13 protein-coding genes are annotated in these 14,885 nt (G+C 63.9%); all 13 read left to right on the top strand.

All coding sequences use genetic code 11. The features are described from left to right. The 13 genes from ACR64R_RS12470 to nuoN all read left to right on the top strand — a co-directional run bounded on the left by ACR64R_RS12470 (position 1) and on the right by nuoN (position 14,885). Positions 1-606, top strand: coding sequence for an NADH-quinone oxidoreductase subunit C (locus ACR64R_RS12470; RefSeq protein ID WP_487361918.1), 606 nt, complete (start codon positions 1-3; stop codon positions 604-606). A 9-nt stretch (positions 607-615) separates the two neighbouring features. Beyond that, positions 616-1,806 carry an NADH-quinone oxidoreductase subunit D gene (locus ACR64R_RS12465; RefSeq protein WP_487361917.1) on the top strand — a complete coding sequence of 397 codons (1,191 nt, stop codon included), beginning with the start codon at positions 616-618 and terminating at the stop codon, positions 1,804-1,806. Beyond that, complete coding sequence (locus ACR64R_RS12460; protein ID WP_487361916.1) at positions 1,807-3,120, top strand: NADH-quinone oxidoreductase subunit E; 1,314 nt, start codon at positions 1,807-1,809, stop codon at positions 3,118-3,120. It abuts the gene before it with no gap. Between the two features lie 10 nt (positions 3,121-3,130). Then, positions 3,131-4,435: an NADH-quinone oxidoreductase subunit NuoF gene (gene nuoF, locus ACR64R_RS12455; protein WP_487361915.1), complete on the top strand. Its 1,305-nt coding sequence runs from the start codon at positions 3,131-3,133 to the stop codon at positions 4,433-4,435. Between the two features lie 75 nt (positions 4,436-4,510). After that, positions 4,511-5,194 (top strand): NADH-ubiquinone dehydrogenase, encoded by a 684-nt coding sequence (locus ACR64R_RS12450; RefSeq protein WP_487361914.1) that lies wholly within the window; start codon positions 4,511-4,513, stop codon positions 5,192-5,194. Between the two features lie 74 nt (positions 5,195-5,268). Then, positions 5,269-7,350 (top strand): NADH-quinone oxidoreductase subunit NuoG, encoded by a 2,082-nt coding sequence (gene nuoG / locus ACR64R_RS12445; RefSeq protein ID WP_487361913.1) that lies wholly within the window; start codon positions 5,269-5,271, stop codon positions 7,348-7,350. Between the two features lie 2 nt (positions 7,351-7,352). Continuing rightward, on the top strand, positions 7,353-8,396 hold the full coding sequence (gene nuoH, locus ACR64R_RS12440; protein WP_487361912.1) for an NADH-quinone oxidoreductase subunit NuoH: 1,044 nt from the start codon (positions 7,353-7,355) through the stop codon (positions 8,394-8,396). After that, positions 8,396-8,887 (top strand): NADH-quinone oxidoreductase subunit NuoI, encoded by a 492-nt coding sequence (gene nuoI / locus ACR64R_RS12435; protein WP_487361911.1) that lies wholly within the window; start codon positions 8,396-8,398, stop codon positions 8,885-8,887. The genes nuoH and nuoI overlap by 1 nt, the downstream gene beginning before the upstream one ends. 127 nt (positions 8,888-9,014) lie before the next feature. Then, the gene (locus ACR64R_RS12430; RefSeq protein ID WP_487361910.1) at positions 9,015-9,635 is read left to right on the top strand and encodes an NADH-quinone oxidoreductase subunit J; all 621 of its coding nucleotides are present in this window, start codon (positions 9,015-9,017) and stop codon (positions 9,633-9,635) included. 1 nt (position 9,636) lies between these two features. Continuing rightward, positions 9,637-9,945: an NADH-quinone oxidoreductase subunit NuoK gene (nuoK, locus tag ACR64R_RS12425; protein ID WP_040982022.1), complete on the top strand. Its 309-nt coding sequence runs from the start codon at positions 9,637-9,639 to the stop codon at positions 9,943-9,945. Positions 9,946-9,956: 11 nt separating this feature from the next. Next, positions 9,957-11,930 (top strand): NADH-quinone oxidoreductase subunit L, encoded by a 1,974-nt coding sequence (nuoL, locus tag ACR64R_RS12420; protein WP_487362426.1) that lies wholly within the window; start codon positions 9,957-9,959, stop codon positions 11,928-11,930. Further along, entirely contained in the window at positions 11,930-13,435 is a 1,506-nt protein-coding gene (locus tag ACR64R_RS12415) for an NADH-quinone oxidoreductase subunit M (RefSeq protein WP_487361909.1), read from the top strand. Before nuoL ends, ACR64R_RS12415 begins: the two co-directional genes overlap by 1 nt. A gap of 13 nt (positions 13,436-13,448) precedes the next feature. Continuing rightward, complete coding sequence (nuoN, locus tag ACR64R_RS12410; protein ID WP_487361908.1) at positions 13,449-14,885, top strand: NADH-quinone oxidoreductase subunit NuoN; 1,437 nt, start codon at positions 13,449-13,451, stop codon at positions 14,883-14,885.

The raw sequence follows: 14,885 nt of genomic DNA, 5'->3' as shown, positions 1-14,885 counted from the left end.
ATGACCCAGGCGTTGAACGAACTCTCCACCTATCTCGGCGAGAAGCTCTCCGGCCGCATCGGCGAGGCCGTGCTTGCCTATGGCGAGCTGACGGTCTCTGTCGAGCCGGCTAACTTGATCGAAATGGCGACCTTCTTGCGCGACGATGCGCGCTGCCAGTTCATCTCGATCATCGACGTCTGCGGAGCGGATTACCCGTCGCGCGCCAGGCGGTTCGACGTCGTCTATCACCTGCTGTCGCCGAAGCAGAATGTGCGCATCCGCCTCAAGGTCCAGGCCGACGAGGAGACCCTGGTGCCGTCGCTGACCGCCGTCTATCCCGGCGCCGACTGGTATGAGCGTGAGACCTACGATCTCTACGGCGTGTTGTTCAGCGGCCACCCGGACCTGCGCCGTATCCTCACAGACTACGGTTTCGAGGGGCATCCGCTGCGCAAGGATTTCCCGCTGACCGGCTTCGTCGAGGTTCGCTACGACGACGAGGCCAAGCGGGTTATCTACGAGCCGGTGGAATTGAAGCAGGAATTCAGAAACTTCGACTTCTTGAGCCCGTGGGAAGGGACGGATTACGTCCTTCCGGGGGATGAGAAGGCGAAGGCAAATTGAGGCGCCACGATGGCTGAGACCTCCGTCCGCAACTTCAACATCAACTTCGGTCCGCAGCACCCTGCGGCGCATGGCGTTTTGCGCCTGGTGCTGGAGCTGGACGGCGAAGTGGTCGACCGCGTCGATCCGCATATCGGCCTGCTGCATCGCGGCACCGAGAAGCTGATCGAGGCCAAGACCTACCTCCAGGCGGTGCCTTATCTCGACCGGCTCGACTATTGCGCGCCGATGAACCAGGAGCATGCCTTCGCGCTGGCGGTCGAGCGCCTGCTCGAAATCGAGGTGCCGAAGCGCGGCCAGCTGATCCGCGTGCTCTATTCCGAGATGGGCCGCATCATGTCGCACATCCTCAATGTGACGACGCAGGCGATGGACGTCGGCGCGCTGACGCCGCCGCTGTGGGGCTTCGTCGAGCGCGAAAAGCTGATGGTGTTCTATGAGCGTGCCTCGGGATCGCGCATGCATGCTGCCTATTTCCGGCCGGGCGGCGTCCACCAGGACCTGCCGCAGAAGCTGGTCGAGGACATCGGCAAGTGGATCGACCCGTTCCTGAAGTCGATCGACGATCTCGACGCGCTGCTGACGCCCAACCGGATCTTCAAGCAGCGCAATGTCGATATCGGCACCGTGTCCCTGGCCGATGCCTGGGCCTGGGGTTTCTCGGGCGTGATGGTGCGCGGCTCGGGCGCCGCCTGGGACCTGCGCAAGTCGCAGCCCTATGAATGCTATTCCGAGATGGATTTCGACATCCCGATCGGCAAGAACGGCGACTGCTACGACCGTTACCTCGTGCGAATGGAAGAGATGCGCCAGTCGGCCAGGATCATGCGCCAGTGCGTCGATCTCCTGCTCGGCAAGGAAAGCGCCGGCCCGGTGTCGAACCTCGACGGCAAGGTGGTGCCGCCGAAGCGCGCGGCGATGAAGCGTTCGATGGAAGCGCTGATCCATCACTTCAAGCTCTACACCGAGGGCTATCGCGTGCCGGCCGGCGAGGTCTATGCGGCCGTCGAGGCGCCGAAAGGCGAGTTCGGCGTCTATCTGGTCTCCGACGGCACCAACAAGCCCTATCGCTGCAAGCTGCGCGCGCCCGGTTTCGCACATCTGCAGGCCATGGACTTCCTGTGCCGCGGCCACATGCTGGCCGACGTCACCGCCGTGCTTGGCTCCCTCGACATCGTGTTTGGTGAGGTCGATCGCTAAATGTCAGTCCGCCGTCTCGCAGATGCCAGCGTCCAGCCCGCTACCTTCGCCTTCAACGAGGCGAACGCGGCGGCGGCGCAGCAGTGGATCGCCAAATACCCGAAGGGGCGAGAACAGTCGGCCATCATCCCGCTGCTGATGATCGCGCAGGAACAGGAAGGCTGGGTCACCAAGGCGGCGATCGAGACCATCTCCGACATGCTCGGCATGCCGCGCATCCGCGGCCTCGAGGTCGCGACCTTCTACACGCAGTACCAGCTCAATCCGGTCGGCACGCGCGCGCATATCCAGGTCTGCGGCACCACGCCCTGCATGCTGCGCGGCTCGGAAGCGCTGATGGATGTGTGTCGCTCGAAGATCCATCACGACCAGTTCCACACCAACGACAAGGGCACGCTGTCGTGGGAGGAGGTCGAATGCCTCGGCGCCTGCGTCAACGCGCCGATGGTCATGATCTTCAAGGACACGTTCGAGGACCTGACGCCCGAGCGGCTGGCCGAGATCATCGATCTCTACGACGCCGGCAAGGGCGCCGAGGTGAAGCCCGGTCCGCAGAACGGCCGCCACGGCTCCGAGCCGGCCGGTGGATTGAAGACGCTGACGAGCGAGAAGGCGATCCTGAAGTCGACGCGCGAAAAGGAAGCCAAGGCGGCGGCGAAAGCCCCCAAGGACGCCGCCGCCGCGGCGCCGGCTACTGCACCTGCCGCCGTCGTCTCGCAGGCCACAGCGGCTCCGGCACCAGCCGCCTCGGCCCCGGTTGCGCCATCCAAATCCAGCAAGCCGAAGACCCACGCGGCTGAAACCAGCCCGGCGCTGAACACGCCGTCGCCGGTCAAGGTCGCCCCGGCCACCGAGAACGGCGCCAGCGTCAAGGCGCCGCGCCACTCGGCCGCCAACGCCAACCAAGCCGATCCGGCAGTCGAGGCGGTTTCCAAGCCGCGTAGCGGGCCGAAGACGAAGGCCGAGCCGGCCGCTGCTTTCAAGGCGCCGGAAACCAAGCAGGCTGCGGCGAAATCGGCGAAACCTTCGCTCGAGGACAAGAACCGGCCCGCCGGCATCGAGCGCCCGGCAACGGTCGACGATCTAAAGCTGATCTCTGGCGTCGGTCCGAAAATCGAAGGGACCCTGCATTCGCTGGGCATCTACACCTTCGCGCAGGTCGCATCTTGGAAGAAAGCCGAGCGCGAATGGGTCGACGGCTATCTCAATTTCAGCGGCCGTATCGAGCGCGACGACTGGGTGAAGCAGGCCAAGGCGCTCGCCAAGGGCGGTGTCGCCGAATACATCCGCGTCTTCGGCAAGAAGCCGGTCTGAGGGACGAGAAATGCTTCAGGACAAAGACCGCATCTTCACCAACATCTACGGCCTCTTCGACACCTCGCTGTCTGGTGCGCAGTCGCGCGGTATCTGGGACGATACGCCGGGCCTCATCGCCAAGGGGCGCGACTGGATCGTCAACGAGATGAAGGCGTCCGGCCTGCGCGGCCGTGGCGGCGCAGGGTTCCCGACCGGGTTGAAATGGTCGTTCATGCCCAAGCAGAGCGACGGCCGGCCGAGCTACCTCGTCATCAACGCAGACGAATCGGAGCCTGGCACCTGCAAGGACCGCGACATCCTGCGCAACGATCCGCACACGCTGGTCGAGGGCGCGCTGGTCGCCGGCTTCGCCATGGGCGCGATCGCTGCTTACATCTATGTGCGCGGTGAGTTCATCCGCGAGCGCGAGGCGCTGCAGCGCGCCATCGACGAGGCTTACGCGGCGAAGCTCATCGGCAAGAACAACACGTCCGGCTACGACTTCGACGTCTACATGCATCATGGCGCCGGCGCCTATATCTGCGGCGAGGAGACCGCGCTGCTCGAAAGCCTGGAGGGCAAGAAGGGCCAGCCGCGGCTGAAGCCGCCATTCCCGGCCAATGTCGGCCTCTATGGCTGCCCGACCACCGTCAACAACGTCGAATCGATCGCGGTGGCGCCGACCATCCTGCGGCGCGGCGCTGCCTGGTTCTCGTCCTTCGGCCGCCCGAACAATGCCGGCACCAAGCTGTTCTGCGTATCCGGCCACGTCAACAACCCGTGCACCTTCGAAGAGGCAATGTCGATCCCGTTCCGCGAGCTGATCGAGACGCATTGCGGCGGTATCCGTGGCGGCTGGGACAACCTGCTCGCCGTCATCCCGGGCGGCGCGTCGGTGCCGCTGGTGCCTGCCGAGCAGATCATGGACGCGCCGATGGATTTCGACGCGCTGCGCGACCTAAAATCCGGCCTCGGCACCGCCGCCGTCATCGTCATGGACAAGTCGACCGATGTCGTGAAGGCGATCGCCAGGCTTTCCTATTTCTACAAGCATGAGAGCTGCGGCCAGTGCACGCCGTGCCGTGAGGGTACGGGCTGGATGTGGCGAGTGATGGAGCGGCTGGTGCGCGGCGAGGCGCAGAAGCGCGAGATCGATATGCTGCTCGACGTCACCAAGCAGGTCGAGGGTCACACGATCTGCGCGCTGGGCGACGCGGCGGCTTGGCCGATCCAGGGCCTGATGCGGCATTTCCGCGGCGAGGTCGAGCGCCGCATCGACGAGTTTTCGCGCAATGCGCACCGGGTCGAGCCGGTGATGGTGGCGGCGGAATAAGACTTTGAAATACGGGCTTGGCCCGACGACTGAAAGCAGGGGCGGGGCATACGAAGAAACGACCAGGAGATCTCTATGGCGCCGTATTCGATACCCTATCCGTTCATGCCTTATTGGGACCAATTCGAGAAGATGAACCAGGACCTGACCAAGATGATGCCGAAGGAGATGGCTAGCGCCGTCAACCTTATGGCGCATCCGGTCGCGGGCGCCGCGGCGATGTCGGCCCTTGGCATCGGTCTTGCCAACCATGCCGCCGGCATGTGGATGGGCGCGTTCGCCGGTGCGCTGGAAGCTTCGCAGCGCATGTTCCAGCCTTTCCTCGACGATCTCGAGGCGCAGAGCGAAGCGGCCGCCAACGCGTCCAAGGCACGCAAGGCGACCGAGACGCTTATCGCCGAGGCGCAGACCTTTGCCCGCGACGTGACCGACATCGCGGCGAATGCGACCGAGAAGGCGCTCGACGCGACCGGGGCCGATATTGTCGCGCAGCCCGTCGCGACCGGGCTGATGCCCGAGGATTTCAGGCAGCCCAGGGCTGTAGACAAGCCGGCCAAACCGTCGGACCTGAAGGCGATTTCGGGTATCGGGCCGAAGCTGGAGAAGGTGCTCAACGGTCTGGGCATCTGGACCTATGGCCAGATCGCCGCCTGGACGTCGGAAGAGATCGCCTGGGTCGAGGATTATCTGTCGCTCGCCGGCCGCATCGGTCGCGACGACTGGACTGCCCAGGCGGCGGCGCTCGACGCGGCCAAGTGAATTGTAGTGCCGGGCGCGGCGTCGGTCGTGCCCGGAAATAGAGATTGCGGAACATCCGCAGGGGTTTGAGGCGAATGGCAAAGCTAAAGGTCGACGGGAAAGAGATCACGGTACCCGACCACTATACGCTGCTGCAGGCGGCCGAGGATGCCGGCGCGGAAGTGCCGCGCTTCTGCTTCCACGAGCGGCTGTCCATCGCTGGCAATTGCCGCATGTGCCTGATCGAGGTGAAGGGCGGCCCGCCCAAGCCGCAGGCGTCCTGCGCCATGGGCGTGCGCGACCTGCGCCCCGGCCCGAACGGCGAGCCGCCGGAAATCTTCACCAACACGCCGATGGTCAAGAAGGCCCGCGAAGGCGTGATGGAATTCCTGCTGATCAACCATCCGCTGGATTGCCCGATCTGCGACCAGGGCGGCGAGTGCGACCTGCAGGACCAGGCGATGGCCTTCGGCGTCGATTCCTCGCGCTATCACGAGAACAAGCGCGCCGTCGAAGACAAGTATATTGGCCCGCTGGTCAAGACGGTGATGAACCGCTGCATCCACTGCACGCGCTGCGTCCGCTTCACCACCGAGGTCGCCGGCATCTCCGAACTCGGCCTGATCGGCCGCGGCGAGGATGCCGAGATCACCACCTATCTCGAACAGGCGATGACGTCGGAACTGCAGGGCAACGTGATCGATCTGTGCCCTGTCGGCGCGCTGACCTCCAAGCCGTTCGCCTTCCAGGCGCGGCCGTGGGAATTGACCAAGACGGAATCGATCGACGTCATGGACGCGGTCGGCTCGGCGATCCGCGTCGATTCCAGGGGCCGTGAAGTGATGCGCATCCTGCCGCGCGTCAACGAGGCGGTGAACGAGGAGTGGATATCCGACAAGACCCGCTTCATCTGGGACGGCCTGCGCACGCAGCGCCTCGACCGTCCGTACGTACGCAAGAATGGCAAGCTGGCAGCAGCAAGCTGGGCGGAAGCCTTCGCGGCGATCAAGGACGAAGTGGGCAAGACGGCGCCCGAGCGGATCGGCGCGATCGCCGGCGATCTTGCTGCCGTTGAGGAAATCTACGCGCTCAAGCTCCTGATGGCCGCGCTCGGCTCCAAGAACATCGACTGCCGCCAGGATGGCGCAGCGCTCGACCCGGCCCTCGGCCGCGCCAGCTATATTTTCAACCCGACCATCGAAGGCATCGAGCAGGCCGATGCGGTGCTGATCATCGGCGCCAATCCGCGCTTCGAAGCCTCGGTGCTCAACGCGCGCATCCGCAAGCGCTGGCGCGTCGGCAACCTGCCGGTCGGCGTCATCGGCGAGATCGGCGACACACGCTACGACTACGAGCTCATAGGCGCCGGCCCCGAATCCCTGAAGGACCTTGCCGACGGCAACGGCAAGTTCTTCGAGGTACTGAGCAAGGCCACGCATCCGCTGATCATCGTCGGCCAGGGCGCGCTGGCCCGATCGGACGGCGCGGCCGTGTTCGGCCAGGCGGCAAGGCTCGCGGCCGCCGTCAACGCGGTCACCGCCGACTGGAACGGCTTCGCGGTGCTGCACAACGCGGCGGCACGCGTGGGCGGCCTTGATGTCGGCTTCGTGCCTGGCGAGGGCGGCAAGAATGTTGCCGGCATGCTCGGCGACACGGATCTTCTGTTCCTGCTCGGCGCCGACGAGATCGACATGTCGAGAACCGGAGGCGCGTTCGTCGTCTATATCGGCACGCATGGCGACGCCGGCGCGCATCGCGCCAACGTCATCCTGCCGGCTGCCGCCTACACCGAGAAGTCCGGCACCTATGTCAACACGGAAGGGCGCGTCCAGCAGACCAATCGCGCCGGCTTCGCGCCCGGCGAGGCGCGCGAGGACTGGGCGATCCTGCGGGCGCTCTCGGACGTGCTCGGCAAGAGGCTGCCATTTGATTCGCTGGCGCAACTACGTGCCAGGCTCTATGGCGAATTCCCCCATCTCGCCCGCATCGACCAGGTGCTGGCTGGCAGCGGCGACGACATCGCGAAAGTGGCTAAGCTCGGCGGACGGCTGAACAAGGGCACCTTCACCTCGCCGGTGAAGGACTTCTATCTGACCAACCCGATCGCGCGGGCGTCGGCCGTGATGGCGGAATGCTCGGCGCTGGCCAAGAGCGGCTTCAAGCAGGCGGCGGAATAAGCATGGACACCTTCTTCTCCTTCTACGTGCTGCCGGCGCTGCTGATCCTTCTGAAGTCGGTCGTGCTGATCGTCGTGCTTCTGGTCTTCGTGGCCTATATTCTATACGCCGACCGCAAGATTTGGGCGGCGGTGCAACTGCGCCGCGGCCCGAACGTCGTCGGCCCGTGGGGCACGCTTCAGGCCTTCGCCGACCTTTTGAAATTCGTGTTCAAGGAACCGGTGATCCCGTCCGGCGCCAACAAAGGCGTCTTCCTGCTGGCGCCGCTGGTGTCGGCGGTGCTGGCCATTTCGGCCTGGGCCGTCATTCCGGTCAGCGAAGGCTGGGCAGTCGCCAACATCAATGTCGGCATCCTCTACGTCTTCGCCATCTCCTCGCTCGAGGTCTATGGCGTGATCATGGGTGGCTGGGCATCCAACTCCAAATACCCGTTCCTCGGCGCGCTGCGCTCGGCCGCGCAGATGGTGTCTTACGAAGTCTCGATCGGCTTCGTCATCGTGACCGTGCTGCTCACCGCGGGCTCGCTCAACCTCTCCGACATCGTGCTGTCGCAGCATGATGGGCTTGGCACGCGGCTCGGCCTGCCCAACACCTTCCTCGACTGGAACTGGTTGGCGCTGTTCCCGATGTTCGTCGTCTTCTTCATCTCGGCGCTGGCCGAGACTAACCGACCGCCCTTCGACCTCGTCGAGGCCGAATCGGAGCTGGTGGCGGGACATATGGTCGAATATTCGTCGACGCCGTTCCTGCTGTTCTTCCTCGGCGAGTATGTCGCCATCGTGCTGATGTGCGCGCTGGCGACCATCCTGTTCCTCGGCGGCTGGCTGCCTCCATTCGACTTCGCGCCATTCACCTGGGTGCCTGGCGTCATCTGGTTCGTGCTGAAGGTCTGCTTTGTGTTCTTCGGTATCTCCATGGTGAAGGCCTTCGTGCCGCGCTACCGCTACGACCAATTGATGCGCCTGGGCTGGAAGGTCTTCCTGCCGCTGTCGCTGTTCATGGTCGTGGCCACCGCGGCCTTCCTCAAGATCACGGGGTTTGCGTGATGTCCACTCTGGCCCAGGCCGCAAAGTCGCTGCTGCTGAAGGATTTCGTCAGCGCCTTCTTCCTGTCGATGCGCCAATTCTTTGCGCCGAAGGAGACGATCAACTATCCGCACGAGAAGGGGCCGACCAGCCCGCGCTTCCGCGGCGAGCATGCGCTGCGCCGTTACCCCAACGGCGAGGAACGCTGCATCGCCTGCAAGCTCTGCGAGGCGATCTGCCCGGCGCAGGCGATCACCATCGAGGCCGGTCCGCGCCGCAATGACGGCACGCGCCGCACGGTGCGCTACGACATCGACATGGTGAAGTGCATCTATTGCGGCTTCTGCCAGGAAGCCTGCCCAGTCGACGCCATCGTCGAGGGGCCGAATTTCGAATTCGCGACCGAGACGCGCGAGGAGCTTTACTACAACAAGGAAAAGCTGCTCGCGAACGGCGACCGCTGGGAGCGGGAGCTGGCGCGCAACATCGCGCTGGACTCGCCTTATCGCTGACATTTGACGCATGGACGGGGCGAGGGGCCTCGTCTAAGGACAACGCGGCTTCGGCACCGGAGGCGGAACGAAGCCAGAGAGTACGGAGAGGACGAATGTCCGATCCGACAGGAACCCGGGGGAACCCATGCTGACTGGATTAGAGGCGGCCTTTTTCTACCTCTTCGCCTTTATCGCCGTGGCGTCGGCCTTCATGGTCATTTCGTCGCGCAACCCCGTGCATTCCGTGCTGTTCCTGATCCTCACCTTCTTCAATGCCGCCGGCCTGTTCATGCTGACGGGTGCCGAGTTCCTGGCGATGATCCTGCTCGTCGTCTATGTCGGCGCGGTCATGGTGCTGTTCCTGTTCGTCGTCATGATGCTCGACGTGGACTTCGCCGAGATGAAGCAGGGCGCGCTGCAATACGCGCCGATCGGCGCGCTGGTCGGGCTGATCCTGGCGGCGGAGCTGATCATCGTGCTCGGCGGCTACACATTCGCGCCGCAGCTTGCCTCGACGGTCGCCAAGGCGACGCCGGATCTCGCCACGCGCTCCAACACGGCCGCGCTCGGCGACATCCTCTATACGGACTACCTCTATTACTTCCAGATTTCCGGCCTCGTGCTTTTGGTCGCCATGATCGGCGCCATCGTGCTGACGCTGCGCCACAAGGAAGGCGTCAAGCGGCAGTCGATCGCGGCGCAGGTCGGCCGCACGCCGGCGACGGGCATGGAAATCCGCAAGGTCAAATCGGGCGAGGGCATCTGAGATGGTCGTCGGCATTGCACATTATCTGACCGTATCGGCGATCCTGTTCACGCTCGGCGTGTTCGGCATCTTCCTGAACCGCCGCAACATCATCGTCATCCTGATGTCGGTCGAGCTCATCCTGCTTGCGGTCAACATCAACTTCGTCGCGTTCTCGGCGGCGCTGCATGACCTCGTCGGACAGGTCTTCGCCCTGTTCGTGCTGACGGTCGCCGCCGCCGAAGCCGCGATCGGTCTTGCCATTCTTGTCGTCTTCTTCCGCAACCGCGGCTCGATCGCGGTCGAAGACGTGAGCGCGATGAAGGGTTGACGGGAACCATCATGTATCAGGCTATCGTCTTCCTTCCGCTGCTTGGCTTCCTGATTGTCGGCCTGTTCGGCAATTCGCTCGGCGCCAAGGCTTCCGAATACATCACCTCCGGCTTCCTGGTGATCGCGGCGGTGCTGTCGTGGATCGCCTTCTTCACCGTCGGCTTCGGCCATGGCGAGGTGTTCACCGTGCCGGTGCTGCGCTGGATCCAGTCGGGCGGCGTCGACGCCTCGTGGGCGCTTCGTATCGACACGCTGACGGTGGTGATGCTGATCGTCGTCAACACGGTGTCGGCGCTGGTGCACATCTATTCCATCGGCTACATGCACCACGATCCGAACCGGCCACGCTTCTTCGCCTATCTGTCGCTGTTTACCTTCGCGATGCTGATGCTGGTGACGGCCGACAATCTCATCCAGATGTTCTTCGGCTGGGAGGGCGTGGGCCTCGCCTCGTATCTTCTCATCGGCTTCTGGTACAAGAAGCCGTCGGCCAACGCCGCCGCGATCAAGGCTTTCGTCGTCAACCGCGTGGGCGACTTCGGCTTCGCGCTCGGCATCTTCGGCGTGTTCGTGCTGTTCGGCTCTGTCAATCTGAGCACCGTATTTGCCAATGCGGCATCCTTCCTGCCGGCGGAAGGCGCACCGGCGGGCGCCGCGGTGCTCACCTTCCTCGGCCATGCGCTCGACAAGCAGACTGCGCTGACGGTGGTGTGCCTGCTGCTGTTCATGGGCGCCATGGGCAAGTCGGCGCAGGTGCCGCTGCACACCTGGCTGCCGGACGCCATGGAAGGCCCGACCCCGGTCTCCGCGCTCATCCACGCGGCGACCATGGTGACCGCCGGCGTGTTCATGCTGGCGAGGCTTTCGCCGCTGTTCGAGCTGTCGCATTCGGCGCTCACCGTCGTCACCTTCATCGGCGCCTTCACCGCCTTCTTCGCGGCGACCGTCGGCCTCGTCCAGAACGACATCAAGCGCGTGATCGCCTATTCGACCTGCTCGCAGCTAGGCTACATGTTCGTGGCGCTCGGTGTCGGCGCTTACGGCGCGGCGATCTTCCATCTGTTCACGCACGCCTTCTTCAAGGCGCTGCTGTTCCTGGGCTCCGGCTCGGTCATCCACGCGGTGTCCGACGAGCAGGACATGCGAAAGATGGGCGGCCTTCGCAAGCTGATCCCGACGACCTACTGGATGATGATCATCGGCACGCTGGCGCTCACCGGCGTCGGCGTCCCGGCAACGGTGATAGGCACCGCCGGCTTCTTCTCCAAGGACGCCATCATCGAAACCTCGTTTGCCGGCCACAACGCGGTCGCGGGCCTTGCTTTCGTGCTGCTGGTGGTCGCGGCCTGCTTCACCAGCTTCTACTCGTGGCGGCTGATCTTCATGACCTTCCACGGCGAGCCGCGCGCCAGCCACGAGGTCATGCACCATGTCCATGAATCGCCGCCGGTAATGCTGGCGCCGCTCTATGTGCTGGCGGCCGGCGCGCTGTTCGCTGGCATCATCTTCCACGGCGCTTTCATCGGCGAAGGCTATGCCGAATTCTGGAAGGCGTCGCTGTTCACGCTGCCGGACAACCACATCCTGCACGAGATCCACGAACTGCCGCTATGGGTGGAACTGGCGCCATTCGTCGCCATGCTGATCGGCCTGGCTGTCGCCTGGCAGTTCTATATCCGCAAGCCGGAGATGCCTAAGGAACTGGCGGCGCAGCATCGCGGCCTATACGCCTTCCTGCTCAACAAGTGGTATTTCGACGAGCTCTACGACTTCCTGTTCGTGCAGCCGGCCAAGCGCCTCGGCAGGTTCCTGTGGAAGACCGGTGACGGCACCATCATCGACGGCCTCGGCCCCGACGGCATCTCGGCGCGCGTCGTCGACGTCACCAACCGGGTCGTCAAGCTGCAGACCGGCTATCTCTACCACTATGCTTTCGCCATGCTGATCGGCGTGGCCGCTCTCGTCACCTGGATGATGCTCTGATGACCGACTGGCCAATCCTTTCGCTGGTCACCTTCCTGCCGCTGGTTGGTGTTCTCTTCATTCTACCGATCAGCGACGACAGCGAGAATGCGCGCCGCAACATCCGCGGTATCGCGCTTGCGACGACCACTTTCACCTTCCTGGTGTCGCTGTTCATCTGGAAAGGCTTCGACAATTCGCAGGCCGGCTTCCAGTTCGTGGAGAAATACGCCTGGCTGGATTCGGGCATTTCCTATCACATGGGCGTCGACGGTATCTCGATGCTGTTCGTCATCCTGACGACTTTCCTGATGCCGCTTTCCATCCTCGCCTCCTGGGAGGCGATCGAGAAGCGGGTCAAGGCCTATATGATCGCCTTCCTGATCCTCGAGACGCTGATGATCGGCGTGTTCTGCGCGCTCGACATCGTGCTGTTTTACGTCTTCTTCGAGGCCGGCCTGATCCCGATGTTCATCATCATCGGCGTGTGGGGCGGCAAGCGGCGCGTCTATGCCTCCTTCAAGTTCTTCCTCTATACGCTCGCCGGCTCGGTGCTGATGCTGCTCGCCATCATGGCGATGTTCTACCAGTCCGGCACGACCGACATCCCGACGCTTCTGACGCATAGCTTCCCCGCCAGCATGCAAACCTGGCTGTGGCTTGCCTTCTTTGCCTCTTTTGCAGTGAAGATGCCGATGTGGCCGGTGCACACCTGGCTGCCCGATGCCCACGTCGAGGCGCCGACGGCGGGTTCGGTCATCCTGGCCGCCATCCTGCTGAAGATGGGCGGATACGGCTTCCTTCGCTTCTCGCTGCCGATGTTCCCGGAGGCGTCGGCGATGTTCGCGCCGCTGGTGTTCACGCTCTCCGTGGTCGCCATCATCTACACCTCGCTGGTGGCGCTGATGCAGGAGGACATGAAGAAGCTGATCGCCTATTCGTCGGTCGCCCACATGGGCTTCGTGACGATGGGCATCTTCGCCATGAACCAGGAAGGCGTGCAGGGGGCGATCTTCCAGATGCTCAGCCACGGCCTGGTCTCGGGCGCGCTGTTCCTGTGCGTCGGCGTCATCTACGACCGCATGCATACACGTGAGATCGACGCCTATGGCGGCCTGGTCAACAACATGCCGAAATACGCCACTGTGTTCCTGATCTTCACCATGGCCAATGTCGGCCTGCCGGGCACCAGCGGCTTCATCGGCGAGTTCCTGACCATGCTCGGCGTGTTCAAGGTCAACACCTGGGTGGCGTTCTTCGCGGCGACGGGCGTCATCCTGTCGGCGGCTTACGCGCTGTGGCTCTATCGCCGGGTGATATTCGGCGCGCTGACCAAGGACAGCCTGAAGAGCCTGCTGGACCTCTCGCCGCGCGAGAAGGCGATCATCTACCCGCTGGTGGTGCTGGTGATCTTCTTCGGCGTCTACCCGGCGCCGGTGTTCGACGCGACGGCTGCCTCGGTCAAGTCGCTCGTCACCAACGTCACCGCATCCATTAATTCCGCGCAGACCGCGGCGGCGAACTGACTGGGGATAAACCATGACGCCGGACCTTCTCTCCAGCCTTTCGCTCTCGACGCCGGAACTGATCCTCGCCATCGGCGCGCTCGCGCTGTTGATGGTGGGCGCCTATTCGCGCTCCAACAGCGCCATGACCGTTTCGGGCCTCGCCATTGTCATCCTGGCGGTCGCCGGGTTGTGGCTCGCCTGGTCCGGCGGCCTCGGCACCGCCTATGGCGGCGCCTTCGTCCAGGATCCGTTCTCGCGCTTCATGAAGATGCTGGCGCTGATCGGCTCGGTCGTGACGCTTCTGATGTCGATGCGCTTCGCCAGGCAGGAGCATTTCGACAAGTTCGAGTATCCGGTGCTGATCCTGCTATGCACGCTCGGCATGCTGCTGATGATCTCGGCCAACGGCATGATCGGGCTCTATCTCGGTCTCGAGCTGCAGTCGCTCTCGATCTACGTGCTGGCGGCGATCAACCGTGACAACCTGCGCTCGACCGAAGCGGGCCTGAAGTATTTCGTCCTCGGCGCGCTGTCCTCGGGCATGCTGCTCTACGGCATCAGTCTCGTCTACGGATATACCGGCAACACCGGCTTCCAGGAGATCGCGACGGCCTTGGGCAGCGGCGAGCGCCAGCTCGGGCTCGTCTTCGGCCTGGTGTTCGTGCTTGCGGGCCTCGCCTTCAAGATTTCCGCGGTGCCGTTCCACATGTGGACGCCGGACGTCTATGAAGGCGCGCCGACGCCGATCACCGCCTTCCTGGCGGCGGCGCCGAAGATGGCGGCGATGGCGCTGATCGTGCGCGTCACCATGGGCGCCTTCAAGCCGATCGCTTCGGACTGGCAGCAGATCGTCGTCTTCATCTCGATCGCCTCGATGGTGCTGGGCGCTTTCGCGGCCATCGGCCAGACCAATATCAAGCGCCTGATGGCCTATTCCTCGATCGGCCATATGGGCTACGCGCTGGTCGGCCTCGCCGCCAACAGCCAGGCCGGCGTGCGCGGCGTGGCCATCTACATGCTGATCTACCTGGTGATGACGCTCGGCACCTTCGCCTTCATCCTCGCCATGCGGCGCAAGGAGGGCAATGTCGAGCAGATCAGCGATCTCTCCGGCCTCGCCTCGACCAACCCGGTCATGGCCACCATCCTCACCATCCTGATGTTCTCGCTGGCCGGCATTCCGCCGCTCGCGGGCTTCTGGGGGAAATGGTACGTGTTCCTCGCGGCCATCAACGCCCATCTCTATGCGCTGGCGATCATCGGCGTGCTGGCCTCGGTGGTGGGCGCTTACTACTACCTGCGCATCATCAAGATCATGTGGTTCGACGAGCCGGTCGGCGGCTTCGTGCCGATGGCCGGGGAACTGCGCCTCGTGCTTGGCGTCAGCGGCGCCTTCGTGCTGTTCTACGTGCTGATCGGCGGACCGATCGGCAGCTATGCCGAAGCCGCCGCGAAGACCTTCTTCTGA

Source organism: Mesorhizobium sp. MC2-1-1 (genome assembly GCF_057597255.1).
This window is presented reverse-complemented; position numbering and strand designations above follow the sequence as displayed.

Excerpts from the sequence above, each read along its gene's own strand:
- ACR64R_RS12470 (WP_487361918.1), top strand. The coding sequence starts at position 1 with ATGACCCAGGCGTTGAACGAACTCTCCACCTATCTCGGCGAGAAGCTC.
- ACR64R_RS12465 (WP_487361917.1), top strand. The coding sequence starts at position 616 with ATGGCTGAGACCTCCGTCCGCAACTTCAACATCAACTTCGGTCCGCAG.
- ACR64R_RS12460 (WP_487361916.1), top strand. The coding sequence starts at position 1,807 with ATGTCAGTCCGCCGTCTCGCAGATGCCAGCGTCCAGCCCGCTACCTTC.
- nuoF (WP_487361915.1), top strand. The coding sequence starts at position 3,131 with ATGCTTCAGGACAAAGACCGCATCTTCACCAACATCTACGGCCTCTTC.
- ACR64R_RS12450 (WP_487361914.1), top strand. The coding sequence starts at position 4,511 with ATGGCGCCGTATTCGATACCCTATCCGTTCATGCCTTATTGGGACCAA.
- nuoG (WP_487361913.1), top strand. The coding sequence starts at position 5,269 with ATGGCAAAGCTAAAGGTCGACGGGAAAGAGATCACGGTACCCGACCAC.
- nuoH (WP_487361912.1), top strand. The coding sequence starts at position 7,353 with ATGGACACCTTCTTCTCCTTCTACGTGCTGCCGGCGCTGCTGATCCTT.
- nuoI (WP_487361911.1), top strand. The coding sequence starts at position 8,396 with ATGTCCACTCTGGCCCAGGCCGCAAAGTCGCTGCTGCTGAAGGATTTC.
- ACR64R_RS12430 (WP_487361910.1), top strand. The coding sequence starts at position 9,015 with ATGCTGACTGGATTAGAGGCGGCCTTTTTCTACCTCTTCGCCTTTATC.
- nuoK (WP_040982022.1), top strand. The coding sequence starts at position 9,637 with ATGGTCGTCGGCATTGCACATTATCTGACCGTATCGGCGATCCTGTTC.
- nuoL (WP_487362426.1), top strand. The coding sequence starts at position 9,957 with ATGTATCAGGCTATCGTCTTCCTTCCGCTGCTTGGCTTCCTGATTGTC.
- ACR64R_RS12415 (WP_487361909.1), top strand. The coding sequence starts at position 11,930 with ATGACCGACTGGCCAATCCTTTCGCTGGTCACCTTCCTGCCGCTGGTT.
- nuoN (WP_487361908.1), top strand. The coding sequence starts at position 13,449 with ATGACGCCGGACCTTCTCTCCAGCCTTTCGCTCTCGACGCCGGAACTG.